Genomic DNA, 23,347 nt, shown 5'->3' on the forward strand with positions numbered 1-23,347 from the left:
TGCCTTCCCGCTCGCTATCCTTCGATCAGCAACAGGCTCGCCTGCGTCTCCGCTTTGATCGTCAGGCAGGCTTCGTTCCGGATCGCCAGGCCATCGTGGCGCGTCATGCGATGGCTTTCGATGTTGATCGTGCCCGCCATGACGACGAGATAGGCGAACTCGCTGGCCAGATGCAGATCAAGGGCCTGTCCGCCTGCCAGCTCCAGCCATTTGACCCGGGCGGACGTTCGCAGCCGGACGTGCGCGACGTCATCGTCTTCGCCGCTGGCCAGCCAATCGCGCACAGCGGACAGCGCAACCGGCTCACGATAAACGGCCCGCTCGTCCGCATCACTGGAAAGGCCGATCGTGGTGAAGGATGCTGGCTTCGAAGACCGGTTGGCAATGCCGAACTCCGCTCCGGTGCCGGCGGCGATATAGGCGAAGCGGTTCTGCCCGATCGCCATGTCGCGGCCTGAATGCCGCTTGATATAGATCTCGCCGTCCTCGACGATGACGAGCATTTCGGTTGCGAAGTGGGAGCTTGGTTGCAGTTCGGCGCCAGCGGCGAGACGGTCGTGATTGATGTAACGGGTCCGTCCCCATTCGAGGCGATCGACATCCTGGTAGCCGGCGAAGCAAAAATGGTGCCGCGCTTGGAGCCATGCGAGATCGGTCTCGCCGAGATCGGACGCGGCGCGATATTCGATCACGGGCGCCCGCTTTCGTCTTGCGTCACGATCCATTGCAGTTCGAGCCGGGCGCCGCCCGCGGTCAACCGCACCGATTCTTCGGGCAAGTCCAGCGCGGCCGCGACCTTCGCGCGCAGGGCAGGATTTCCGCCGACGATGCGCAGCGCCAGATCGCGTCGCCGCGCGGCCCATGCCGCCGTCGCCACGGCCTTCCGGCCAGCGGCATCCAGCTCGTCGCCGTCGAAGGTCACCGCGGGCAGATCGAGAGCGGGCGGCACTAGGCCGCGTTGACAAAAGGGATTCCCAAACGGGTCGGGTTCTGATTCAGAGCTGCTTTTTGGGGAGCAGTCATGGGTCGCGGGGATTTGTCGGATGCGGAGTGGGCGCTGATCGGGCCGCTGTTGCCGTCTGAGCGGGGACGCTGGGCGCGTCCGGCGGGCGATAACCGACGATTCCTGAACGGGATGCTTCATGTGCTGCGGGTCGGCTGCCCGTGGCGCGACATGCACGAGCGCTATGGCAAGTGGAACTCGGTCTATGTCCGGTTCCGGCGCTGGGCCGAACAAGGGGTCTGGGATGCCCTGCTGCAAACGCTGGTCGATCTGGGGCTGACCGACGACTGGCAGCACATGATCGACAGCACCACGGTTCGCGGCCATGTCTCGGCTGTGGGCGGAAAAGGGGGGATGCTGCGAACGCTTTTGGTCGATCACGCGGCGGCTTTACGTGCAAGGTCCACGCCCGCTCGGACAATCAGGGACGCCCTCTCGGTTTCCTCCTGACCGGCGGCGAAGCATCGGATTACGCCGCCGCCGAACCGTTGATGAAAATCCCGGTCGCCAAGCCCAAGGCGCTGCTCGCCGATAAGGGCTATGACGGTGATCGCTTCCGCGAAAGCCTGCTGATCCAGGGCATCTTGCCGATCATCCCGCCGCGCTCGAACCGCAAGGCGCCCGATCATCCCGACTATCGGCGCTACAGGGATCGCAACCGCATCGAGCGCATGTTCGGCAAGCTCAAGCAACAGCGCCGCATCGCCACCCGTTACGACAAATCCGTCCTGTCCTTCGAGAGCTTCCTCAACCTCGCCGCCGTCCGACTATGGTTGAAGTCTTTTGTCAACGCAGCCTAGGGCTGATTTCGTGGCGGAGGGCAACGCAGTCGGGCGTTTGGGTGAATCTCTGCAGATATGCATACGTCAGGGTTACCCTGTCGAGGAATTGGTAGCAGAGGACGCCGCTAATCGATTTGCTGCGCGCGCGATGGCAAGCGGTTGGAGTCATGCCCTTATCGTCGAGGTTATCGACGCCGGTATTGAGGCAGAGCTTGCCTCCATGCCTTTCCCTGATCCCCTTTACGATCTACCTGCAGACGAACTTGTTGATCAGGCTGTCGGCTTGGCTGGTCAGGTTCGGAGCTATTGTCATGCTTTGTTCAGTCGTCGGCCCGGAGCGGTCACTGATCTTGAGAGCGGTGATCGGGAAGTTGATGCACGGCTGGCGCGCGCTCGCCGTGACGCTGCGGAGATCCTGGCCCAACAGCAGGCGTTGTCTCGATGATAACGCCGGACTGTCTACCTAGCGTAAGAACGAGCCGGCTGCTGATGATAGAGGAAGCATTCGTGTACAGCCTCCATGCGCCGTAGTTGCCCGGGGCCAGCATTGGCGGCGCGGGGGCGACCACTATCCTTGATTGACTTCCAAAAAGCGGTCAGCCCTCTGTGCAGCTTCCGTTACAGCTCGTGCTGCTTCATTCATGTAAGATCAATGTCCCAAGATTGATTATGATAGGATCAGGAGGTTGCCGTGCTAGGTATTTTTATTGCCGCCACAGCTATGGCAGCCTCGCTTTGGTCGCTGCCTGTATCTGCTGAAGATGCCCCTCGTTGCTCATCCTCTGCTATTCCCGCAGCAGACAAGGCTCGCCTCAGTGCGCAATATAATCGGCGGCTTTTGACTGAAGGGAAAACCAGCGCCGATGCTTGGGCTGCTGAGCAGGGTAGGCGCTATCGTGAAATGATGGAAAAGCAAGGGATATGCCCCCCACGCAAACCCGTGAATAATTCGGCCAATTCAACGCCTCCGCCTAGGGAGCAACCGACAAGCAACAACCGTAAAAAAGGCAAGTGTACCCGTACCGTCTGGCAAACTCGTCATATCGCGAGCCCGGGTGGAGGTCCCATGAATATAATTAGGGTGCCGGTCTGCGTAAACTAGGCTGTGTTGACAAAAGGGATTCCCAAATCGGCCTTGTTCTGATTCAAGACTGCTTTTTGAGGAGCAGTCATGGGTCGCGGGGATTTGTCGGATGCGGAGTGGGACCTGATCGGGCCGCTGCTGCCGCCAGAGCGCGGTCGTTGGGCGCGGCCGGCGGGCGATAACCGGCTTTTCCTCAATGGAATGCTTCACGTGCTGCGGGTCGGCTGTCCCTGGCGCGACATGCATGAGCGATACGGCAAGTGGAACTCCGTCTATGTGCGCTTCCGTCGCTGGGCCGAACAAGGTGTCTGGGATGCCCTGCTGCAAACACTGGTCGACCTGGGTCTGACCGACGACTGGCAACACATGATCGACAGCACCAGCGTTCGCGGCCACGTCTCGGCAGCGGGCGGAAAAGGGGGGCTTGTGCGAACGCTCTTGGTCGATCACGCGGCGGCTTTACGAGCAAGATCCACGCCCGTTGCGACAATCAGGGACTGCCTGTCGGCTTCATCCTGACCGGCGGCGAGGCTTCCGACTACACCGCTGCCGAACCGCTGATGGCGATCCCCGTCGCCACACCCACGGCGCTGCTCGCGGACAAGGGTGTGGATCGGCGCTGGAACGGGCCCCTCCTACTTCACGATCTATCATTTTGAATTGCCGTAAAAAGTTGGTTTTGACCGGGGTCCCGATCGGCGCCGATCGGGACCCCGGCATGCGCCAGTATAAGGATAGAAATCAATGCATTACCTCCCGTCAGAGCGGGTCCCACTCCAACGCTGCTTCACATTCAGGCACCGCTGGCGCAGCTGCGGGTTCCGTCGTTATGATCGCGCCGTAGGGAATGAACTCAAGCGCCTCACTGGCAATGGCTGCTGCCTGGCGGCGCGCCGACCGCCAATTTTAGATCAAGCTCACGGCAATCTCATAGCGCTCAGTGACCTGACGGACCGATACGCCGTCTGCATCCGCCTCGGCGAGGATCGCCACCTTCTCGGCATCCGAAAACTTCCTGCGCCGTTCGGTGCGCGCGATGATCTCCACCCGATCCTTCACTTGGCCTCCTTCTGGAGTCCAGAAAGGGACTCATTAGCGGAGGTCCATCAGCGCCGAGCCTGAATGCCGCAACACGCGGGAGGCCGTACGCTTACGCTGAAGATAGCCGATCGTGTCGCGGCATCGGCCCGGATCAAGGCCGCGGGCCGGACTTGATCGTGTTGATTGCCGTTATCCGGCGAAGAGATAGTGTGTTCACGCTTTGGACCGAGAACCGCTAGACCCTGCACCTATTCGACCGTTCACGCCGCCGCCCGAGGTTCAGGCGGCGATCGACGCCTATGCGGCCAGGCTGAATGCCTGCGATCCTATGCAGTCCGGCTTCAAGATGACGCCGGTCGCGATGGTCGTCAGCGATCCGACGCTTCCCGATTGCCCGCCCATTTACGTCAACGCCGCCTTCGAGAAGCTGACCGGCTTCCCGGCCGTCGAGGTAGCGGGTCGCAACCGCCGTTTCATGCAGGGGCCGTTGACCGATCCCGACGACGTGGCTCGACTGAGGGATGCGATCGAGCAGCGTGAGCCGGTCGAGCTGGATCTTCTCAATCATCGGCGTGACGGGACGCCTTTTTGGAACCGGCTGATGGTCGGGCCGGTGTTCTGTGAGAACGGTAGCTTGCGTTATTTCGTCGCCTCGCAGATCGACGTGACGGTAGAGCGGCACCGCGTTCTGCAACTGGAACAGGACCGCGAGGCACTGGCGGCCGAGGTGGCGCAGCGGGATGCAGACCTGGCCTCGCACAATGCCCGGTTGCGCATGGCGTTGAAGTCCGGCGCACTTGCCACCTGGACGCTTGATCTGCCCGAGTGTTTGTTGACCGCGTCGTCGGGCTGCAAGCGGGTGTTCGGGCGACCGTTGGGCGAGCCGTTCACCTATCAGGAGCTGCTGGCGGCGATCCATCCCGAGGACCTGCCCGCAATGTAGGCGGCGGTCGGACGTACGATCGAGCAACGAACCCTATCACATAGAATATCGCATCCTGACGCCCTCTGGTGTTTCAGTCCAGGGGGAGCTTCAGCACCGTGCAGACGGCACGCCGCTCGCCATGACGGGCTTTTCGACCGACATTTCGCAGCGTAAATTTGCCGAAGAACACCGCGCCGTTCTCGCGCGTGAGCTTACGCACCGGGTCAAGAACACGCTAGCGACCGTCAATGCCGTCGTCAGCCAGACCATCAGGCAGGCGACTTCACTGGATGACGCCGCGATCACGGTGTCCGCTCGCATCCCCAATCTGGGAGCCGCGCAGGAGCTGTTGATCCAGGATGAGGTCGAAGGCGCGGCGATCGGTGATATCGTGGATAGAGCCCTGCTCCCGTTCAAGGACCGGGATGCCGATCGCTTCACGCCTCCGGTCCCCATGTAAGGCTCTCCCCGGAGATCACCTTGGCGCTGGCAATGGCGCTGCACGAATTGGCGACCAACGCCATCAAATACGGGGCGCTGTCGGTGCCGGAAGGCAGGGTCGCGATCGAATGGTCGATCAAGCAGCGGCAGGGCAAGCGTCACCTGTTCTTCTGTTGGGGCGAGCATGACGGTCCGACAGTGACCCTGTCCCGGAAAATGCTTCCTGCGAGAATGAGAAGGATCTGGCAAAATCGAAGCTGATTTAAGCTGGAGATGTCGTCGATGCCTATACCCGCGAGTGCCTGGCGATCCACGTCGATCAGGGGATCAAGGGTGAACAGGTGGTCGATGTCATGGACCGCCTGCTGTTCGAGCGCGGCAGTCCGCCTGCCAAGATCAGGGTGGATAATGGTCCGGAATTTATCTCGCGGGCGCTCGACCACTGGGCCTACTTCAACCGCGTCACGCCGGACTTCAGCAGGTCGGGAAAGCCGACCTACACGGATGTTGTAGAAAAGCCCTTTCAACCGGGCGCGGGCATTTTCTTTGAGCGGGAGCTGGCGCGATCAGGTCAATCCGGACATACGGACTGGGCTCGCAGTGGGCTTTGCTGCAGATCGACAGAGGCTTGTTGCAAGAACACCGAGGACGATCTCGCCTGGACGATTACACCGCAGCCGGCCATCGATCGAGTGCCATTTTGGCGATCGAGAGCAGTTCGTTAATCGTAGCGCCGTCGCGCGCTTGAACGGACATGCCTTCCATGACCGTATTGATGAATTTGCCTAGGACGGCCGGATCGGCATCGGCCGCAAGCTCGCCCTGCGCGGCGCCGCGATGCAGACGCTCGATCAGGAGGGCCTCCGCCGCGATACGCTTGTCGCGCAGCAGGCATTCGATGGCGGCGGACGCCGGCGACACGGCTGTCGCTGCCGAATACATGAAGCAGCCGGCCGGCGTTCCAGGCTCCGAGAACGATGACGCCGCTCGCTCCAGCAGGTCTTTGACGGCCTCGAAGGTGGACAACGCCGGGTCGTTGATGGGGGCATAGAGGTGGACGCTGAACGTCGCGGCATAGCGCTCGATCACCGCCGCGAACAGCCCCGCCTTGTTGCCAAACGCCGCATAGAGACTGGCGGCGGCGACGCCAGTCTCTGCCACCAGATCGGCCATCGAAGTCGCCTCGTAGCCGCGCTGCCAGAACAGCCGTACCGCCTTGTCGAGCGCTGCGTTAGTGTCGAACACGCGAGGGCGACCTGCGCCGCGACGTGCTTTCGTCTCTGTCATTTCTGGCGCCTGATATGGAATGATCGATAAATAATAGCTTGAACCTCGTCGCTGACATCGATACAGAACGATCGCTCAATAATCAAGGAATGTCCCATGAGCCGCATCGTTCGAATCCACGAATATGGCGACGCCAGTGTCCTCAAGATTGAAGATTTGGCAGTGCCCGCGCCCGCGGCCGACGAGGTGCAGATCGCGGTCAAGGCGATAGGCATAAACCGCGCCGAGGTGATGTTCCGCAACCATGCCTACCTTCAGGAAGCCGAGTTCCCGAGCCGCCTTGGCTATGAGGCTGCCGGCACCGTCCTTAAGGTCGGCGCGGACTTGACCGGGTTTGCGGAAGGCGAAGCCGTCAGCGTCATCCCCCCGCTCGATATCGCGCGCTGGGGCACCTATGGCGAGGTCGCCAACGTGCCCGCCCGCCTCGTCGTCAAGCATCCGGTGGCGCTGTCGTTCGAGGAAGCGGCGGCCGTGTGGATGCAGTATGTCACCGCTTGGGGCGCGCTGGTGGAGCAGGCGAAGCTCGGCCAGGGCGATTTCGTCATCGTCACCGCTGCTTCCAGCAGCGTCGGCCTTGCTGCCTTCCAGATTGCGCGGATGGTCGGCGCGACGGTAATCGCGACGACGCGTACCGGCGCCAAGCGCCAGGCCCTGCTTGATGCCGGTGCACATCATGTCGTCGCGACCGAGGAAGAGGATCTGGTGGCGAGGGTGATGGAGATAACCGATGGTGCAGGTGCGCGCGTGGTGCTCGACCCGGTCGGAGGCCCGTCGTTCGAGCCGCTGACCGCGAGCATGGCGCGCGGCGGCATCCTGCTCGAATATGGCGCGCTCAGCGGCGAGCCGACGCCGTTCCCGTTGTTCTCCGTGCTGGGCAAGAGCCTCACGCTCAAGGGTTATCTCTACAGCGAGATCGTCTCGGACGACGCCGCCCTTGATCGCGCCAAGGCGTTCATCGTGGCGGGTCTGGAATCGGGCGCGCTCAAGCCGCGGATCGCGCGCACTTTCCCGCTCGACGCCATCCAGGACGCGCACCGCTTCCTCGAATCGAACGACCAGATCGGCAAGGTCGTCGTTACGGTCTGACCGGCAAACCTGGGGGAGCAAGCGATGGCTCCCCCTCCCAGACACAGGATCGGACCCAAAGCGCCCAGGCCGTCGTTGCTTGTGGCGCAGGCTTAAGAGCATGACCGCTCCTCCTCCGCGTGCCAGACCTGTCTCAGGGTAACATGGCGGCTATGCCTGCCCGATCGTGGGGCGAATTTGGAGATTGGCCGGGGAACTTCGCCTGATTACAGAAGCGCCAGTCTCTGGACAGGATTGAAACTCCCCCCCTGTATAGTATGCTGAAGCGATTTCTCGGGAAAGCGCGATGCCACATTCATCAGAGGACAAGAAGCGAGCCATTACACGCTTGCGGCGTATTAAGGGCCAGGCGGACGCTTTGGAACGCGCGATCGAAGCCGGGGCCGATTGCACTCCCCTGCTGCAGCAGATTGTCGCCATGCGAGGCGCGACAAATGGACTGATGGCGGAAGTGATGGAGAGTCACCTTAGGGAAACATTCGGCGCCGGTGCAGATCCGGCCGTGAAAAGCGAGGGCAGCGATCACGAGGACGACGTGGAGGGCGTAATGAAGATTCTGCGTACATATCTTAAGTAACGATTTCAGCGATCTTCTTCTTGCCCGTGCTCTCCCGCAGTCAGAGCAAAAACCTCGTATCCAGCCAACCGGCCCAGAGCGCAGACTTGGGCGGTCCGGACCCCGAGGGAGGTCTGCGAAGCGAAGCCAGCCGCTGGATGCTCCCTTGGTCGAGATCCTCAACGGGACACCTCTTGTATACTGGCAGGGAGTATCATAAATATACTCCCTGCCAGTATGCGAACGTCTGTAAATCTACGATCACGCAAGGACCTCGCGCCGGCAATCAAGTTCCATCAACGAGGGTACCCCAACATGAAATCTCGCGCCGCTGTAGCCTTCGAGCCGGGCAAGCCACTCGAAATCGTCGAGATCGATGTCGCCCCACCCCGGAAGGGTGAAGTGCTCATCCGGGTGACGCACACCGGTGTGTGCCACACCGACGCGTACACGCTGGCGGGCAGTGATCCGGAGGGCGTTTTCCCGGTGGTTCTAGGCCACGAGGGCGCGGGCATTGTTGTCGAGGTCGGTGAAGGCGTCACCAGCGTCAGGCCGGGCGATCACGTGATTCCGCTCTACACCGCCGAGTGCGGCAAGTGCGACTTCTGCGTGTCGGGCAAGACCAACCTGTGCGTCGCTGTCCGCGAAACGCAGGGCAAGGGCTTGATGCCCGATGGCACCACCCGCTTTTCGTACAATGGCCAGCCCCTCTATCATTACATGGGCTGTTCAACCTTCAGTGAATATACTGTCGTCGCCGATGTCTCGCTCGCCAAGATCAATCCCGAGGCTAACCCCGAACATGTCTGCCTGCTGGGCTGCGGCGTCACGACCGGCATCGGCGCAGTCCACAATACCGCCAAGGTCCAGCCTGGAGACTCGGTCGCCGTGTTCGGCCTGGGCGGCATCGGCCTCGCGGCGATTCAGGGTGCTCGCCAGGCGAAGGCGGGTCGCATAATCGCCATCGACACCAATCCGTCCAAGTTCGAGCTGGCACGCCAGTTCGGTGCGACCGAGTGCATCAACCCCAAGGACCACGACAAGCCCATCCAGCAGGTGCTGATCGAAATGACGGGCTGGGGCATCGATCATACTTTCGAGTGTATCGGCAACGTCCAAGTGATGCGCGCCGCGCTTGAATCAGCGCACCGTGGCTGGGGTCAGTCGATCGTGATTGGCGTTGCCCGCGCGGGCGAGGAAATCTCCACCCGCCCATTCCAGCTCGTCACGGGGCGCGTATGGAAGGGGTCCGCTTTCGGCGGCGTCAAGGGACGGACACAGCTCCCCGGCATGGTCGAGGACGCGATGAGAGGCGATATCGATCTGGCCCCGTTCGTTACCCACACGATGGGTTTGGAGGAGATCAACGAGGCCTTCGAACTGATGCACGAAGGCAAGTCGATCCGCACGGTCATTCACTACTGACCCGCCGATCCGAAGTGGCGCGAGGCGCTCGGATCGACAACTCGGCCGTCATCATGGGCCGACCCCGGCCATGATGACGCGCGCTCTGGCAAATGGGCAACGCGTCGCGATGCGGTAAAAGCGCCGTGCGGTCGTTACATGCCGATAGCGGCACGGACGAGGGCCGCCTGGCCCAGGTGCTTACCGGCGGAGTGTGTGTGGCCTCGTCGCGCGACCCCATGGGGAAAATGGTTTTGTCGCAACCTTTGTCTAATGCTGGAAAATATTTCAAAGGTGCCGAACATCAGGCCAGCCTGGCCGTTGGATGTATTGAGTAGAAAATGCATTCATCTTTTACCCGACCGTAATGAACACGGGCCGCACGGGCGGATATGGCAGGAAGACTGAATTGAAGGACAAGGATATACACGCGACGACGCCGGCCACCGATCATGGGCATGCGGGGCCGCCCGCCTGCGTGCAGGTTCGCGGCGCGCGCCAGAACAATCTCAAAAATGTCGACGTCGATGTGCCGCGCGACGCCTTCGTGGTGTTCACCGGCATATCGGGCTCGGGCAAGTCATCGCTCGCGTTCGGCACCCTTTATGCCGAAGCCCAGCGGCGTTATCTGGAATCGGTTGCGCCTTATGCCCGTCGCCTGATCGACCAGGCCGGCGTGCCGGAGGTCGACGCGATCGACGGATTGCCGCCTGCGGTCGCGTTGCAGCAACAGCGCGGCTCGGCTAACGCGCGATCCTCGGTCGGCAGCGTGACGACGCTCTCCAGTCTGGTGCGGATGCTCTATTCCCGCGTCGGCGAATATCCGCGCCATCAACCCATGCTCTATGCGGAGGATTTCTCCCCCAACACGGTCGCGGGGGCCTGCGCGACCTGCCACGGCATCGGCCGCGTCTATGACGCGACCGAAGAGACCATGGTTCCTGACGCCAGCCTCACCATTCGCGACCGGGCGATCGCCGCCTGGCCAACGGCGTGGCATGGGCAGAACCTGCGCGATATCCTCGTTTCGCTCGGCTATGACGTCGATACGCCGTGGCGCGAGCTGCCGAAAAAGGATCGCGACTGGATCCTTTTCACCGAAGAGGCGCCGACGGTGCCGGTCTATGCGGGCCTGACGCCCGAACAGACCCGGGCGGCGCTCAAGCGCCGCCTGGAGCCGAGCTACCAGGGCACCTTCACCGGCGCGCGCCGCTATGTGCTGGAAACCTTCGCCAACACGAAAAGCGCGCTGATGAAGAAGCGCGTCTCGCAATATATCATCGGCCGCGATTGCCCGACCTGCGACGGCAAGCGCCTGAAGCGCGAAGCCCTGTCCGTGAAGTTCGCGGGCCTCGACATCGCCGAGTTCGGCGACCTGACGGTGCTCAAGCTGAAGGACTTGCTCACGCCCGTCGCGCGTGGCGAATATGGATCGACCTTCGCCGCCTCAAAGGGCCATGTTCTGGAAAAAGCGGCCCGCGATGCAGCGGTCGAACAACGGGTTGCCGCGGGCGGCTCTGCGCACAAGAGCGCGCCCGACGTGCGCCGCACGCCCAACCTCTCCGACGAAAAGCGGATCGCCGCCCAACGCCTTGCCTGCGAATTGATCGAGCGTCTCGAGCCGCTGATCGATCTTGGCCTTGGCTACATTTCGCTCGACCGCAGCACGCCGACGCTCTCCTCCGGAGAGCTGCAGCGCTTGCGGCTTGCCACGCAATTGTCGTCACAGCTTTTCGGCGTGGTCTATGTGCTCGACGAGCCTTCGGCAGGGTTGCACCCGGCAGATGGCGAAGCCTTGCTCACCATCCTCGAGCGTCTCAAGGCGGCGGGCAACTCTCTGTTCGTCGTCGAACATGATCTCGACGTGATCCGCCGCGCGGAATGGCTCGTCGATGTCGGGCCAGGAGCCGGGGAAAAGGGCGGTGAAGTCCTCTACAGCGGGCCGATAGAGGGGCTCGCCGACGTCGAGACTTCGATCACCCGCCGCTACCTGTTCGCAGAGCCGCTCCGCAGTGAGCGCACACCGCGCGATCCCAAGGCATGGCTACGCCTTGAAGGGATCAGGCGGAACAATCTCCATGGTCTCGACGTCGAGTTTCCCATTGGTTGCTTCACTGCTGTCACCGGCGTTTCGGGATCGGGCAAATCCAGTCTCGTCAGTCAGGCGCTGCCCGAACTCGTCACGGAACACCTCGGCGGCTCCCCGGTCGCCGAGGAGCAGGATATCGATCCGCTGCTCGATGTTGCTCAGAACGATACTGAAGGACGCATTGTCGCGGGCATGGACCATTTTCGCAGGCTGGTGCGGGTCGATCAGAAACCGATCGGCCGCACGCCGCGCTCGAACCTATCCACCTACAGCGGCATGTTCGACCATGTGCGAAGGATCTTCGCTGAGACGCCGCTCGCCCGCCGGCGACACTATAGCCCGGGCAGGTTCTCGTTCAACGTCGCGCAAGGCCGCTGCCCTGTTTGCGAAGGCGAGGGATACGTCATGGTGGAGCTGCTCTTCCTGCCGAGCGTTTTTGCGCCGTGCTCGACCTGTCATGGCTCTCGCTACAACCCGCAAACGCTCGAAGTCGAATGGAACGGGCGCAATATCGCCCAGGTGCTCGAACTGACGGTCGACGATGCATGCGATTTCTTCGCTGGCGAGGCATCTGTGATGCGCTCCCTCGACGTGTTGCGGGAGATCGGGCTTGGCTATCTGAGGCTCGGTCAGCCGGCGACCGAGCTGTCTGGCGGGGAGGCGCAGCGCATCAAGCTGGCGACTGAACTGCAACGCGCTCAACGTGGCAACACGATCTACATCCTCGACGAGCCAACTTCGGGGCTTCATCCCTCCGATAGCGACCGGCTGATGCAACACCTGCAGGGCCTAGTAGACGCCGGCAATACCGTCGTAGTCGTCGAACATGACATGCGCGCCGTCACGCAGGCGGACTGGATCATCGACCTGGGACCGGGGGCCGGGGAAGATGGGGGCCGTATCGTTGCCAGCGGCGTCCCTGGCGTGGTTGCGGAAGCGGAAGGCAGTCTCACCGCCCGCTATCTCAAGGCGGCGCTGTAGGTCGTAAATCTGGCCGAACGCACGTTCGATCAGGTGCATCTCAACCACACGCTGGAATGGGTCGAATCTGGAAGCGGGAGCCGGCGATGTGTCACCGCGGTTGACGCGGCTCAGGGTTTGAGTGCCCGTCAGATGCGCCCTGTTCGGGTGATACGCGGCGTGGCGGACGGCCAATCGCTGGCCATCCGCCACGCTCGCTTAGTGAGGACCTTCTCCAGGGAGAGGGCCCTCACATGGTTTCGTCGAGACGGCCCGCCTTAATTCCCTGCTGCGAGCGATGCGCCCGCACCTTCTGCGATTTCCTCGACGAGTTTGGCACAGAAGGCGGGCAAATCATTGGGATCGCGGCTGGTAACAAGGCCGTTGTCGACCACGACTTCCTCATTGGTCCATGTACCGCCGGCGTTCTCGATATCGACCTTCAGCGTCGGGTAGGACGTCAAGTTGCGACCCTCAAGCACGCCCGCCTCGATCAATGTCCAAGGTGCATGGCATATGGCTGCAACGGGTTTCTTCTGATCGAAGAAAGCCCGGATGAAACCAATTGCCTCGGCGCTGCCGCGCAGCTTGTCGGCACCGACAGTCCCTCCGGGCACAACAAGTCCGTCGAAATCGTCGGCTTTGACCTCGGAAAACGTCTTGTCGATCGTATAGCTGCCGCCCTCGTCGAGATCGCTATTGACTGTGCGAGCCTTGCCCGGTTCGAAACTGACTACGGTCACTTTGCCACCCGCGTCCTCGACAGCTTGCCTGGGCTTCGAGAATTCTGGTTCTTCGGTCCCGCGGGGTGCGATCAGAATGGCGACTGATTTGCCTTCTAGGGTCATAATTAATTTCCTATTCCGTCGAAGGCTAAGGTCAGGTGCCCGGCTTGAGCACAACCTTCGTCCAACCAGCATCGCGTTCGTCGAAATGCTTGTAGGCGTCTGGTGCCTGATCAAGCGGCAGTCGGTGCGAGATGATTTGGGCAGGATTGGCCCGGTCTTGCTCGATAAGCTTCATCAACCGCCGGTTGTAGTGCTTTACATTGCACTGGCCGGTGCCGATCTTCTGGCCCTTGAACCAGAAGTTGCCGAAGTCGAACGCCATCTTGCCTTCCTTCTGGAGATCGTCGGGCGCGTTCGGGTCTTCCGGAATGAACACGCCGACGACGCCGATTCCGCCGGTGGCCTTCGTGCTCTTGACGAGGCAGTTCATCGTGTAATTGCTCCGCTCCTTGCCGTGGCGATCGCAACACTGGTATCCGACCGCCTCGACCCCCCGGTCGGTCCCGAGGCCGCCGGTCGCGTCAAGAATCTGCTGGGCGGGATCGCCCTTCCGCATGTCGATCGGAATGGCGCCCATCGCCTCGGCCAGTTTCAGGCGGTCATCGTGAGAATCGACCACGAAGATCTGTGAGGCACCGCGAATTTCGGCTGAGTGCGCGGCCATTAAACCGACCGGACCGGCGCCGTAGATCGCGATGCTTTCGCCAGGCATGAAGCCTGACAGTTCGACGCCATGCCAACCCGTCGGGAAGATGTCGGAGAGCATGACATAGTCATCCTCCTTCTCCTCGGCGTCCTCAGGCAGCTTCAGACAATTGAAGTCCGCATAAGGAACACGCATCAACTCGGCCTGGCCACCCTGCCACGGACCCATCTCGGCAAAGCCATACGCTGCGCCGGCGGTTCCAGGGTTGGTCGTGAGGCAGAAACCCGTCAAACCCCGTTCGCAATTTTCGCAGAAACCGCAACCGACGTTGAACGGCAAGCACACGCGATCGCCCTTCTTGATACGATCTACGGCAGAGCCGACTTCGACGACCTCGCCAAGGTTTTCGTGACCGAAGACCCTGCCCTTCTCGAAGCTGGTACGGCCCTCATACATGTGAAGGTCCGACCCGCAGATATTGGTCGTGGTCAGCCGGATGATAACATCGGTCTGCTTTTCGACCTTGGGATCATCGATAGTATCGACAGAAACATCTTTGGGCCCGTTGTACACGACAGCTTTCACGGATCTCTTCCTTTCGCAACTCTTCTGAACGCGTCATCAAATCTAGAGCTTGGTGTTGATCCGGTCCATCGCAACGACGGAGGACATCGCACCCATTCCAAGTGATCTCAGTTTCCTGAACCTTCTGCTACCTGAGAGGTTCCTTCCCGGAGGGCCATTCTCGGATCGATTCACGGCTGTTTTCTGAAGACTGGGCCAGAACGGGCGAATAACGCGCCAAGTTGATGTGCCCAAGAATTTCCCGCGAACAAATCGTGCCGCTACATCGCGCCACGTCAACGGCGCTTGATCAGTAAATTCAGAGGTGTGATAAGCGCAAAAGACAAGGCCATCCACTATCGCGGATGGCCTGTCGTATTCATTTACTCATTTCTCGGTTCGGCCGGGGCATCCATTCGGGATGGAGACACGAGCCTTACACTGCAGCCAAACGGCAGCTTAGGGTGCCGACCGCTCCGCTATTTCGCGGCCAGCAGGGTGAACTTGTGAATCTGCGGCGGTTCGGAAAACAGTTCGTCTGCCTTGTCCATCAGTGCGGCGGCAACCTTGCCGTCAAGATGGGCCTGGCGATCATCCTCTGTGTCGAACGTATCGAAGATCGCGTACGCACCGGGACCTTCCTCGATCGCATACCAGGTCAGAGTGCCCGGCTCAGCTTGAACGAGCGGCAATGCCGAGGTGAGGAAATCGGCGACATCGCGCTCTTTTCCGGGCTTGGCCTTCAGTGGTACATACAGGGCAAGTTTGGGCATAAATGACTCCTCAAGTGAAACGGACAGATATTATTCGGCAAAGTAACGGACGAGCAGACCGGTACGTTCCCCATGAGGCGGAGCACACGCGGCCCCGCCTCCTCGTCGAAATCAGAACTCCTGTGCGGTCGGCCGGATGACGATCGCGTTGACATCGACGTCATCAGGTTGTTCGACAGCGAACGCGATAGCACGCGCCACCGATGCCGCCGGGATGGCCTGCTTGTAGAAGTCCAGCACCGTCTCGGCAGCCGTGCCGGATGTCGTGAACTTCAGATTGCTTTCGACAGCTCCAGGCTCGATTGACGTGACCCGGACCTTTTCCCCCACTTCGTGGCGCAAGCCCTCGCTGATCGCGCTGACGGCAAACTTTGTGCCGGAGTAGACCGTGCCGCCCGGTGCGAAGACCTTGATGCCCGCAACCGAGCTCAGGTTGATGATGTGACCGCTGCCCTGCTCGAGAAAACCGGGAAGGGCCGCCGCGATGCCGTAGAGCGTACCCTTCAGATTGACGTCGATCATCTGGTCCCACTCGTCGGTATTGACCTCGGCCATCGGACGGATCGGCATGAGCCCGGCGTTGTTGATCAGCACGTCGAGGCGGCCGAAGTCGGCGACGATCGCGGCGACGACAGACTGGACCGCCGACTTGTCGGTTACGTCGAGCGCGTAACTACGTGCCGTGCCGCCGCTTGCGGCGATGTCCGCGACGACCTCGTCGAGCCTGTCCTTGCGCCGGGCGGCGATGGCCACCTTGGCGCCGCGTTCAGCGAGAAGCCGCGCGGTTTCTGCGCCGATACCGGTGCTGCCGCCGGTGATGAGAACAACCTTGCCTTCGATACCCTTGGTCATGACTGTATTCCTTCAAGTCAGTTGTTGATTTTTCGCCGGATCGCGGCCCCGCGCGAGCCCGCCCGGCCTGATGGGGTCACTGCGAGCGCAACAGGACGGGACCGGCGCCCACCTTGATGCGGAGCAGTTCGTAGGGCTTGCGGCGCAAGTCCCGCCCGCCGTGGAAGCCTGGCTGGCGGTGAAGCTGGTTGGCGGTGAAGTAGAGGTAGCCGTCGGTGCCGATCGACAGCGTGTCGGGCCAGCTGATGCGCGGGTCGCTGACCACCGTCGTCCAGCTGCCCTGGTCGAGCACGCGGATCGCGTTGTTCTCGTAATCGCCGGCGAACACGCGGCCGTTGTCGTCCTCGGCAATCCCGTCCGAGGCGCCTTTGCGCCCCAGGTTGCGGACCGCGCGGCCCAACCCCTCCTCGGACACCGCGGCATCGCGCAGCAGCGCCGTGGGCACCGCGTGCAGCGTGCGACCCGACAGCGGTCCATAGTAGAGCAGGCTGCCGTCGGCGCTGAGCGCAATCGCGTCGCTGGCGATCGCGACCGGCGTCGCGGGGCCGTCGGCCGGGCGGTTCATGAGCACCGCGCCGTCGACGACCGGGGTGAAGCCGCGCTCGGGGTTGGTCGTCGCATGGTTCGACAGGCGCCGGATCGCACGCCCGCTGGCGATATCGACGACGATGATGCCGCCGACACCGGCGTTGCTGCTGTCGGTGATGTAGGCGACGCCCTCGGCGCCCTGACGCAGATCGAAGCGCACGTCGTTGAGGTAGGTCGTGGGCAGCACCACGCTGGGCGGCAGAACGATCGTCTTCACCACCCGGTTGGTTGAAAGATCGATCGCCACCAGCTTTGCACCGCCGGCCTGGGGCTGGGAGAAATTGGGCGCCGCCGTGTCGAGCACCCAGAGGCGGTTGGCGCCATCGGCCACCACGCTCTGCACCGAGATGAAATGCCCCGCCGGGTCGGCCGGATCGGGCCGGTTGGTCGCGGCGTCGGGATAAGGCACCGCCTTGCCGTCGACCAACTCGGCCACCGTGAACGGCGCGTTGTCGCCCCATTGCGGGAAGTTGACAAAAATGCGCCCGTTGGGGGCGACGGTCACGCCAGTCGGCATCGCGCCATCGAAGGTCGCGACCTGTTCGATCTGGGGCGCGGATGCACTCTCGCGGGTCGTCGAGCAGGCGGCGAGCGTTAAAGCCGCGCCCGCGGCAAGAAGCAGTTTGACGGAGATTTTCATGGGATCATTTCCTTGAGAATGCGGCCCGCTTCCTGGGGCTCGGACCGGAGATATTGCGGGGGCGCCTTGACCGATGCGCCAAGCGCGGCGGCGGCGTGCCAGGGCCAGCGCGGATCCCACAGCGCAGCGCGGGCTATCGCTATGGCGTCGGCATGCCGGTCTTCGAGGATGCGCTCCGCCTGATGCGGATCGGTGATCATTCCGACCGCCACGACAGGCATGGCGACCGCGTCCTTGACCGTCCGCGCCAGCGGCACCTGATAGCCGGGGCCGACAGGGATCTGCTGGCGCGGGTCGAGGCCGCCGCCGGAGACGTGGATTGCCGAACAACCGCGCCGCTCCAGCTGCTGTGCAAACAATGCGGTTTCCTCCGCCGTCCAGCCGCCTTCAACCCAGTCGGTCCCGGAAACGCGGACGGTCACCGGGCGGTCGGCCGGAAATGCTTCGCGCACGGCATCGAACACTTCGAGCGGGAACCGCATCCGGTTGTCGAGGCTGCCGCCGTAGTCGTCGCCGCGCCGGTTGGAGATCGGCGAAAGAAACTCGTGGAGCAGATAGCCATGCGCGGCGTGGATCTGGATGGCTTCGATGCCGAGCCTGCCGGCGCGCCGGGCGGCATCCGCGAACGCCTCCCGGATGCGGGCAAGCCCTGACTCGTCCAGTTCGACAGGGGGATGGTCGTCCGGAGCGAATGGGATGGCGCTGGGTGCCACGGTCTGCCAGCCATTCTCCGCATCGGGGGCGATCTGCGTTCCGCCGTGCCACGGCTTGGCGCAGCTCGCCTTGCGGCCGGCATGGGCCAGCTGGATGATAAGCGGCATGTCCGACCAACGGCGCACACTTTCGAGCACGCTTCGCATCGCCGCTTCGGTACGGTCATCGTACAGGCCGACGTCACCGTAGGTGATGCGCCCTTCCGGGCTGACCGCGGTCGCCTCTATCGTCAGCGCGCCCGCGCCCGAGAGCGCCAACTCTCCGAGATGCATCTGGTGCCAGTCGGTCATCGCGCCGTCGACTGCCGAATACTGGCACATCGGCGCGATAACGATGCGGTTGGCGAGCCGCAGCCCGCCAACCTCAATCGTTTCGAACAATTTCGCCATCACCATTCGCCCGTGTTGGGCATGGAGGCCCAGGGTTCGACCGGAGCCTTGTGTTCGCCCTGCTGCAGCAGTTCGATCGAGATCCCGTCCGGAGAGCGGACGAACGCCATGTGCCCGTCGCGCGGGGGGCGATTGATCGTCACGCCGCCCGCCTGCAGCCGCGCGCAGATTTCGTAGATGTCGTCGACCTGATAGGCGAGATGGCCGAAGTATCGGCCCCCCGTGTATGTCTCGGCAGGGCTGCCGTCCTCGGGCGGCCAGTTGTACGTCAGCTCGACCTCGGCATCGCCCTGCTCGCCGTCGCCGCGGAAATCCTCGTCGGCGGCAAGGTAGATCAGCGTGTAACGCCCGGCCTGGTTCTCCATGCGCCGGGTCTCCTTGAGACCCAGCAGCGTGAAGAAACGGATCGACGACTCGGGATCGGCGACGCGCAGCATGGTGTGGAGATAGCGCATGATCAGGCGACCTTTTCCTTGAGGGCTTCCATCACGAGTTCCGCGGTGCGCGCCGCGCTGGCGGGGTTCTGACCGGTCACCAGATTGCCGTCGCGTAGGGCGAAGGGGGCAAAATCGGGGCCGCCCTCGTGCTTGCCCCCAAGTTCCTTGAGGCGCGTTTCGAGCAGGAACGGCACCGCCTGATCGAGGCCGACCGCGCGCTCCTCGCTGTCGGTGAAGCCCGCGACACGGCGGCCAGCCACGAGGGGCGTGCCATCGGCCTTCTTCGCCGAGACCAGCCCTGCCGGTCCATGACAGACGGCGGCGACGATCTTGCCTTCGCGGTCGAAGCGTTCGACCAGGCGGGCCAGTTCGTCGCTGCCCGGGTAATCGAACATGGTGCCGTGGCCACCGGGCAGGAACAGCGCGTCGTAGCCGCCGGGATCGATGCTGGTGAACACCGGCGTGCCGACAACCTCGGCCTTCAGGGCCTCGTCCTTCAGATAGCGCTCGACCGAAGCGTCGTTCTCGCCGTCGGCATTGACGCTGCGCTGGTCGACGGGGATGGCGCCGCCCTTGATCGAGGCAAGCGTCACCTCGGCGCCCGCATCGCGGAAGGCATAATACGGGGTGGTAAGTTCCTCGAGCCAGACACCCGTCGGTTCGGTGCCAGGGGTCATGCGGTCGGCGGAGGTGGCCACCATCAGAATGCGGGTCATCGTCAATTGTCCTGTTCCATTGATGTCGGGGACACGAGCAAACGCACCCGGCGCAGCCGCACCCGCCACAAAGACAGCTGTGAGAGCTTTCAGCAGTTGGCGGCGATTTTTCATTCGATCGTGCCTTTCGGCGGCTTAGATACGCCGGGAACGGCATCATGAAATCCAGCGGGAATGGCGGACGGCCATAAATCCGCTTATGGAACCGCAATGTCCCTCCTGCAGTTGCGCACCTTCGTCGAAGTCTACCGCCGTCGTTCACTGAGCGAGGCGGCCCGGGCAATCGGCATTACCCAACCGGCTGCGTCGCAGCACATCGCATCGCTCGAGGCGCAATTGGGCCGTCCCTTGTTTGATCGCCATTCGCGGGGTGTTCGACCAACAGCGATTGCCGACGATCTGGCGGCTTCGATCGGAAGCAGCCTCGACACGGCGGAATCGGCACTGGCCAGCGCGCGGGCCCGATCGTCGCGCATCTCGGGCACGGTCCACATCGCCGCACCGTCGGACCTGCTGGGAGAGATGATCACGCCCCGACTGGCTCCGCTGCTGGAAGCAGGGCTGGACCTGCGCCTGCATATCGGCGGGCGCGAGGCGCTTTATGCCATGCTCCTCGAAGACAGGGTGCATCTGGCTGTCACCGCCTCGAAACCCGAAGATCCGCGGCTGGCCTTCCATGCGCTGGGCGAAGAGCACCTGCGCGCCGTAGCCTCTCCCGCCGTGGCCATGCGGATTGCCGAATTGCCGCTGGTCGAAGGGCTTAATCAAACAGCCCACCTCGCCTACGATCTTGACCGGCCGCTGCTGCGAACCTGGCTCCATGCAAACCAGATCGAGCTGACTAGCCAGCCCGCCTTGACCGCGCCCGATCTGAGGGTGCTACGGTCGGGATTGTACGCGGACCTCGGCTGGACGGTACTGCCCGGCTATCTCACCCGCAGCGAACGCGCTGCCTGCACGCTGATCGAGATACCCGCGCCGATCATGGTGCCGCTCAACGCTTTCTACCTTGTGTGGGCACGCTCATCGCTGCGACACCCGCGCGTGGCCATGGCTCGGGACGCCCTGATTGCTGCACTCCAAATATAATTGTGGCCACGCCTGCTGGGCCGTCAGCACAATTTCGGGTCTGAACCAGTTGAGCGCTGGCGAACGAACGGCGGCTTTCGGGATCGTCGGCGACAAGGCCGAACGGCCGGATGTGGGCGCATAGCGGCCGTAAACGATGGCTTAGCCACCCAGTGATTATTTGATATTTAGTCCGACATGGTGTCAACCGCGCTTGCGCCGCCCGGCGCTCTCGCGAGTTGGCCGCGCGCCCCGCATGCAAACGGGTAGCAACCGGATTTCTACGGCATCTGGCAGATGGGCTGTCACCTTGGGTATCTGGTTTACAATATCGAACAAGATTTGGAGGCGCGTGGCGCTCGCGTATCGACTCGCATTCTCCCCACCAGTCTTTTGACCGAGGAGGTCCGACCGAAATTCTTCGAACGTCTGTAGCATCTTCAGTTCAGTGCTAACCATATGCCGGCCGCTGTGGACCGCCTGTCCCGGCTTAACGAGCGTCAGACGTTGCTTAATGTGAAGCCATACATTCTTGAAAAAGACATCCCCCAGCGCACGCCCTGTGCGACCGGGCTGAATTTCTGGAAAGAGGTACTGCTCGCCAGCTTCGTTCATGGCTTGGACATAATGCAGGAAGCCCAAGCGACGCAGCTCGTCGCAAATAGGAATCTTACGGACGCTGGTCGCGTTCTTGACGCCGCCCGCGGACGTCTTCCTGATGTTGACAAAAAAGATACCGTCTTCTTCGCCGATATCGTCGACCAAAAGCTTACAAGCTTCCTCGCGTCGCATGCCTGAATACCAGACCAGCGGCATGACCCAATAGGCTGCGTCGTGCCAAATCGAGCCTCCCGGCGTCACGGACAAACGCTGAGGCAAATCGACGCCCGTACCGCCGGTCCATATGCCGAGACGAAACAATTCCTCGCCCTGCGCAATCGTATAGGGGTCGCGCTCGTTGCGCTCGTCCATGTCATCCTCCTCGAGGATGAAATCCGAGAAATCAAGCGGCGCCATGGGCGTCTTTGTCGCCAGCCACGAGCACAATCTCTTGAGGTTGGCGAAATGGCGGTTGATGGTGCCTACGTCGAGTCCGATCGTGATCGAAACTTCTTCACCTTGCTCCTCTGCTTCCGCAAGACGATCGAGCGCCTCGCTGCAAATGTCCTCCAATGACATCCCTTCATGACGGGGCGACTTATGATGCGACGACGGTAACCGGTTCAACTGGTCGTAAAGCCGGTTGAGGTCTTCTTGGCTTGTTGCTGCCAGGGCCTTGCCATTGTTCGACTTGCCGAAAAGAAAGGGCGCGGCCTTGAATTGACGCTTCTGGCTGGCACCCCAGACTTTCGGCTGCGATTTGCGCCTTTTGGGGCTCGCACCCTCGTTCAACACCGGCGCGTCGTCCCGTCCACGGGCCTTTGGTTTCAGCTCCATATATTTTTCTACCGCCTGCATCGGGCTAAGGTCGGCATAATAGTTCTGCGAATCGCTGAATGTCGACGCTGGCGCAGGCACAATGGTGCTGGCGGTCCACGCGTTTGGAGGCGCGGGGGCGGAGATCGGGGGAGGCATCGAAGTCTGGGGAGGCGCTCGCCCGAGCGCGTTCATGAGCGCCAAGCTGTGTTCGATGGCGCGAACTTCGGGGCTGTCGTAGGTTGCCGCGGCCGTCAACCGTGCCCCACACATGATCTGCCGGGCAATTTCGATGCGGTCAGCCGCTGGCTCGATGTCGAGCCGCTCCAGCAATGCCTTTGCCTCATTCAGCAAATTGCCTGGAACATCGCCGGCTTGGGAAAGCATTGCATAAAGATTGGCACGGGCCTCGTCGTCCAGCGACGGAAAGCGCTTGTCGAATGACCCGATGTAATCGATGCCCATATAGTCGTCGAAGCCATTTGCGATGAAATCGCCGTTAAACGCTGCATAGATCGAGAGCATCTGGTGGAAGCGAGCCGTGACATTGCCCTCACCGTCCTTCTCGATCACCGCCAACTGATGCGCCAGCATGTTGCGATACCGCACCATCTCCTCTCGAAAGAGATGGTTTACCTGCTCGCTGGTCAGTCCTTCCTGCTCGATCCGTTCGTATAAGCTCATTCGCACAACCTCGCTTCGGCTGGTTGGTGACACGCCTCGAAGAGGAGACCCGGATCGGCAAGGCCGGGACCCTGGCGGCGCAGCTGTCGCGGCTCGACCTGATCGTGCTCGACGAGCTTGGATATCTGCCGTTCGCACGCTCGGGAGGGCAGTTGCTGTTCCACCTCATCAGCAAGCTTTATGAGCGCACCAGCGTCATCATCACCACGAACCTCGCGTTCGGCGAGTGGCCCACCGTCTTCGGCGATCCCAAGATGACCACGGCGCTGCTCGACCGCGTCACCCACCACTGCGATATCGTCGAGACGGGCAACGATAGCTGGCGCTTCAAAAACCGCAGCTGACCGCCACCTTCGCCGCCTTCAAAAATCTATCTTGCGCTGCGTGCGCCTCCGGGCGGGCTACGCCCGCCCT

At 62.2% G+C, this 23,347-nt stretch carries 22 protein-coding genes and 4 pseudogenes; 13 read left to right on the plus strand and 13 right to left on the minus strand.

Annotation, left to right across the window (positions count from 1 at the left end):
* Positions 1-14 precede the first annotated feature (14 nt).
* Both HEQ22_RS13355 and HEQ22_RS13360 read right to left on the minus strand, forming a co-directional pair.
* Positions 15-692 carry a pirin family protein gene (locus HEQ22_RS13355; RefSeq protein ID WP_432768376.1) on the minus strand — a complete coding sequence of 226 codons (678 nt, stop codon included), beginning with the start codon at positions 690-692 and terminating at the stop codon, positions 15-17.
* On the minus strand, positions 689-949 hold the full coding sequence (locus HEQ22_RS13360; RefSeq protein ID WP_432768377.1) for a hypothetical protein: 261 nt from the start codon (positions 947-949) through the stop codon (positions 689-691). Before HEQ22_RS13360 ends, HEQ22_RS13355 begins: the two co-directional genes overlap by 4 nt.
* Before the next feature lie 72 nt (positions 950-1,021).
* Here HEQ22_RS13360 and HEQ22_RS13365 point away from each other — a divergent pair.
* From HEQ22_RS13365 to HEQ22_RS13375, 3 genes and pseudogenes are all read left to right on the plus strand, one after another.
* Positions 1,022-1,803, plus strand: a pseudogene (locus tag HEQ22_RS13365) (IS5 family transposase).
* Between the two features lie 10 nt (positions 1,804-1,813).
* Positions 1,814-2,230 carry a hypothetical protein gene (locus tag HEQ22_RS13370; protein WP_432768378.1) on the plus strand — a complete coding sequence of 139 codons (417 nt, stop codon included), beginning with the start codon at positions 1,814-1,816 and terminating at the stop codon, positions 2,228-2,230.
* A 726-nt stretch (positions 2,231-2,956) separates the two neighbouring features.
* Positions 2,957-3,483 (plus strand): annotated as a pseudogene (locus HEQ22_RS13375) (IS5 family transposase); the annotation flags it as partial.
* Positions 3,484-3,775: 292 nt separating this feature from the next.
* Here the strand turns inward: HEQ22_RS13375 and HEQ22_RS13380 are convergent.
* Positions 3,776-3,928: a hypothetical protein gene (locus HEQ22_RS13380; RefSeq protein WP_293704036.1), complete on the minus strand. Its 153-nt coding sequence runs from the start codon at positions 3,926-3,928 to the stop codon at positions 3,776-3,778.
* Between the two features lie 202 nt (positions 3,929-4,130).
* Here HEQ22_RS13380 and HEQ22_RS13385 point away from each other — a divergent pair, with 202 nt between their 5' ends.
* The 4 genes and pseudogenes from HEQ22_RS13385 to HEQ22_RS13400 form a co-directional block, all read left to right on the plus strand.
* A complete protein-coding gene (locus HEQ22_RS13385) occupies positions 4,131-4,853 on the plus strand; it encodes a PAS domain-containing protein (protein ID WP_432768379.1) in 723 nt (240 codons plus the stop codon).
* 121 nt (positions 4,854-4,974) lie between these two features.
* Positions 4,975-5,295 carry an HWE histidine kinase domain-containing protein gene (locus HEQ22_RS13390; protein WP_432768380.1) on the plus strand — a complete coding sequence of 107 codons (321 nt, stop codon included), beginning with the start codon at positions 4,975-4,977 and terminating at the stop codon, positions 5,293-5,295.
* Positions 5,296-5,327: 32 nt separating this feature from the next.
* Positions 5,328-5,537 (plus strand): hypothetical protein, encoded by a 210-nt coding sequence (locus tag HEQ22_RS13395; RefSeq protein WP_432768381.1) that lies wholly within the window; start codon positions 5,328-5,330, stop codon positions 5,535-5,537.
* A 14-nt stretch (positions 5,538-5,551) separates the two neighbouring features.
* Positions 5,552-5,791, plus strand: a pseudogene (locus tag HEQ22_RS13400) (DDE-type integrase/transposase/recombinase); the annotation flags it as partial.
* 151 nt (positions 5,792-5,942) lie between these two features.
* Here HEQ22_RS13400 and HEQ22_RS13405 read toward each other — a convergent pair.
* Positions 5,943-6,521, minus strand: coding sequence for a TetR/AcrR family transcriptional regulator (locus tag HEQ22_RS13405; RefSeq protein WP_432768382.1), 579 nt, complete (start codon positions 6,519-6,521; stop codon positions 5,943-5,945).
* A gap of 138 nt (positions 6,522-6,659) precedes the next feature.
* Between HEQ22_RS13405 and HEQ22_RS13410 the strand changes: the two genes are divergently transcribed.
* The 4 genes from HEQ22_RS13410 to HEQ22_RS13425 all read left to right on the plus strand — a co-directional run bounded on the left by HEQ22_RS13410 (position 6,660) and on the right by HEQ22_RS13425 (position 12,679).
* Positions 6,660-7,649, plus strand: a complete 990-nt coding sequence (locus HEQ22_RS13410) for a zinc-dependent alcohol dehydrogenase family protein (protein ID WP_293704801.1) — start codon at positions 6,660-6,662, stop codon at positions 7,647-7,649.
* A 358-nt stretch (positions 7,650-8,007) separates the two neighbouring features.
* Positions 8,008-8,226: a metal/formaldehyde-sensitive transcriptional repressor gene (locus HEQ22_RS13415; protein WP_432768383.1), complete on the plus strand. Its 219-nt coding sequence runs from the start codon at positions 8,008-8,010 to the stop codon at positions 8,224-8,226.
* 294 nt (positions 8,227-8,520) lie between these two features.
* Positions 8,521-9,630: an S-(hydroxymethyl)glutathione dehydrogenase/class III alcohol dehydrogenase gene (locus tag HEQ22_RS13420; protein WP_432768384.1), complete on the plus strand. Its 1,110-nt coding sequence runs from the start codon at positions 8,521-8,523 to the stop codon at positions 9,628-9,630.
* Between the two features lie 388 nt (positions 9,631-10,018).
* Complete coding sequence (locus HEQ22_RS13425) at positions 10,019-12,679, plus strand: excinuclease ABC subunit A (RefSeq protein WP_432768385.1); 2,661 nt, start codon at positions 10,019-10,021, stop codon at positions 12,677-12,679.
* A gap of 257 nt (positions 12,680-12,936) precedes the next feature.
* Here the strand turns inward: HEQ22_RS13425 and HEQ22_RS13430 are convergent, their stop codons facing one another.
* The 8 genes from HEQ22_RS13430 to HEQ22_RS13465 form a co-directional block, all read right to left on the minus strand.
* Positions 12,937-13,506, minus strand: a complete 570-nt coding sequence (locus HEQ22_RS13430) for a type 1 glutamine amidotransferase domain-containing protein (protein ID WP_432768386.1) — start codon at positions 13,504-13,506, stop codon at positions 12,937-12,939.
* 31 nt (positions 13,507-13,537) lie between these two features.
* A complete protein-coding gene (locus HEQ22_RS13435) occupies positions 13,538-14,677 on the minus strand; it encodes a glutathione-independent formaldehyde dehydrogenase (protein WP_432768387.1) in 1,140 nt (379 codons plus the stop codon).
* 458 nt (positions 14,678-15,135) lie between these two features.
* On the minus strand, positions 15,136-15,429 hold the full coding sequence (locus HEQ22_RS13440) for a putative quinol monooxygenase (protein ID WP_037473339.1): 294 nt from the start codon (positions 15,427-15,429) through the stop codon (positions 15,136-15,138).
* A 111-nt stretch (positions 15,430-15,540) separates the two neighbouring features.
* Positions 15,541-16,281: an SDR family oxidoreductase gene (locus HEQ22_RS13445; RefSeq protein ID WP_037473338.1), complete on the minus strand. Its 741-nt coding sequence runs from the start codon at positions 16,279-16,281 to the stop codon at positions 15,541-15,543.
* Positions 16,282-16,357: 76 nt separating this feature from the next.
* The gene (locus tag HEQ22_RS13450) at positions 16,358-17,509 is read right to left on the minus strand and encodes an L-dopachrome tautomerase-related protein (RefSeq protein WP_095388659.1); all 1,152 of its coding nucleotides are present in this window, start codon (positions 17,507-17,509) and stop codon (positions 16,358-16,360) included.
* A complete protein-coding gene (locus HEQ22_RS13455) occupies positions 17,506-18,612 on the minus strand; it encodes an NADH:flavin oxidoreductase/NADH oxidase (protein ID WP_409592751.1) in 1,107 nt (368 codons plus the stop codon). Before HEQ22_RS13455 ends, HEQ22_RS13450 begins: the two co-directional genes overlap by 4 nt.
* On the minus strand, positions 18,612-19,067 hold the full coding sequence (locus tag HEQ22_RS13460) for a VOC family protein (protein WP_432768388.1): 456 nt from the start codon (positions 19,065-19,067) through the stop codon (positions 18,612-18,614). The genes HEQ22_RS13455 and HEQ22_RS13460 overlap by 1 nt, the downstream gene beginning before the upstream one ends.
* 2 nt (positions 19,068-19,069) lie before the next feature.
* On the minus strand, positions 19,070-19,879 hold the full coding sequence (locus HEQ22_RS13465; RefSeq protein ID WP_380791092.1) for a type 1 glutamine amidotransferase domain-containing protein: 810 nt from the start codon (positions 19,877-19,879) through the stop codon (positions 19,070-19,072).
* A 96-nt stretch (positions 19,880-19,975) separates the two neighbouring features.
* Between HEQ22_RS13465 and HEQ22_RS13470 the strand changes: the two genes are divergently transcribed.
* Complete coding sequence (locus HEQ22_RS13470; protein ID WP_095388658.1) at positions 19,976-20,854, plus strand: LysR family transcriptional regulator; 879 nt, start codon at positions 19,976-19,978, stop codon at positions 20,852-20,854.
* Between the two features lie 183 nt (positions 20,855-21,037).
* On the opposite strand, the gene HEQ22_RS13475 is transcribed toward HEQ22_RS13470, so the two are convergent.
* Complete coding sequence (locus tag HEQ22_RS13475) at positions 21,038-22,933, minus strand: integrase (protein ID WP_432768389.1); 1,896 nt, start codon at positions 22,931-22,933, stop codon at positions 21,038-21,040.
* Between the two features lie 23 nt (positions 22,934-22,956).
* Between HEQ22_RS13475 and HEQ22_RS13480 the strand changes: the two are divergent.
* Positions 22,957-23,277 (plus strand): annotated as a pseudogene (locus HEQ22_RS13480) (ATP-binding protein); the annotation flags it as partial.
* Positions 23,278-23,347: the final 70 nt, after the last annotated feature.

Source organism: Sphingopyxis sp. (genome assembly GCF_050916055.1).
Taxonomy (GTDB): Bacteria; Pseudomonadota; Alphaproteobacteria; order Sphingomonadales; family Sphingomonadaceae; genus Sphingopyxis.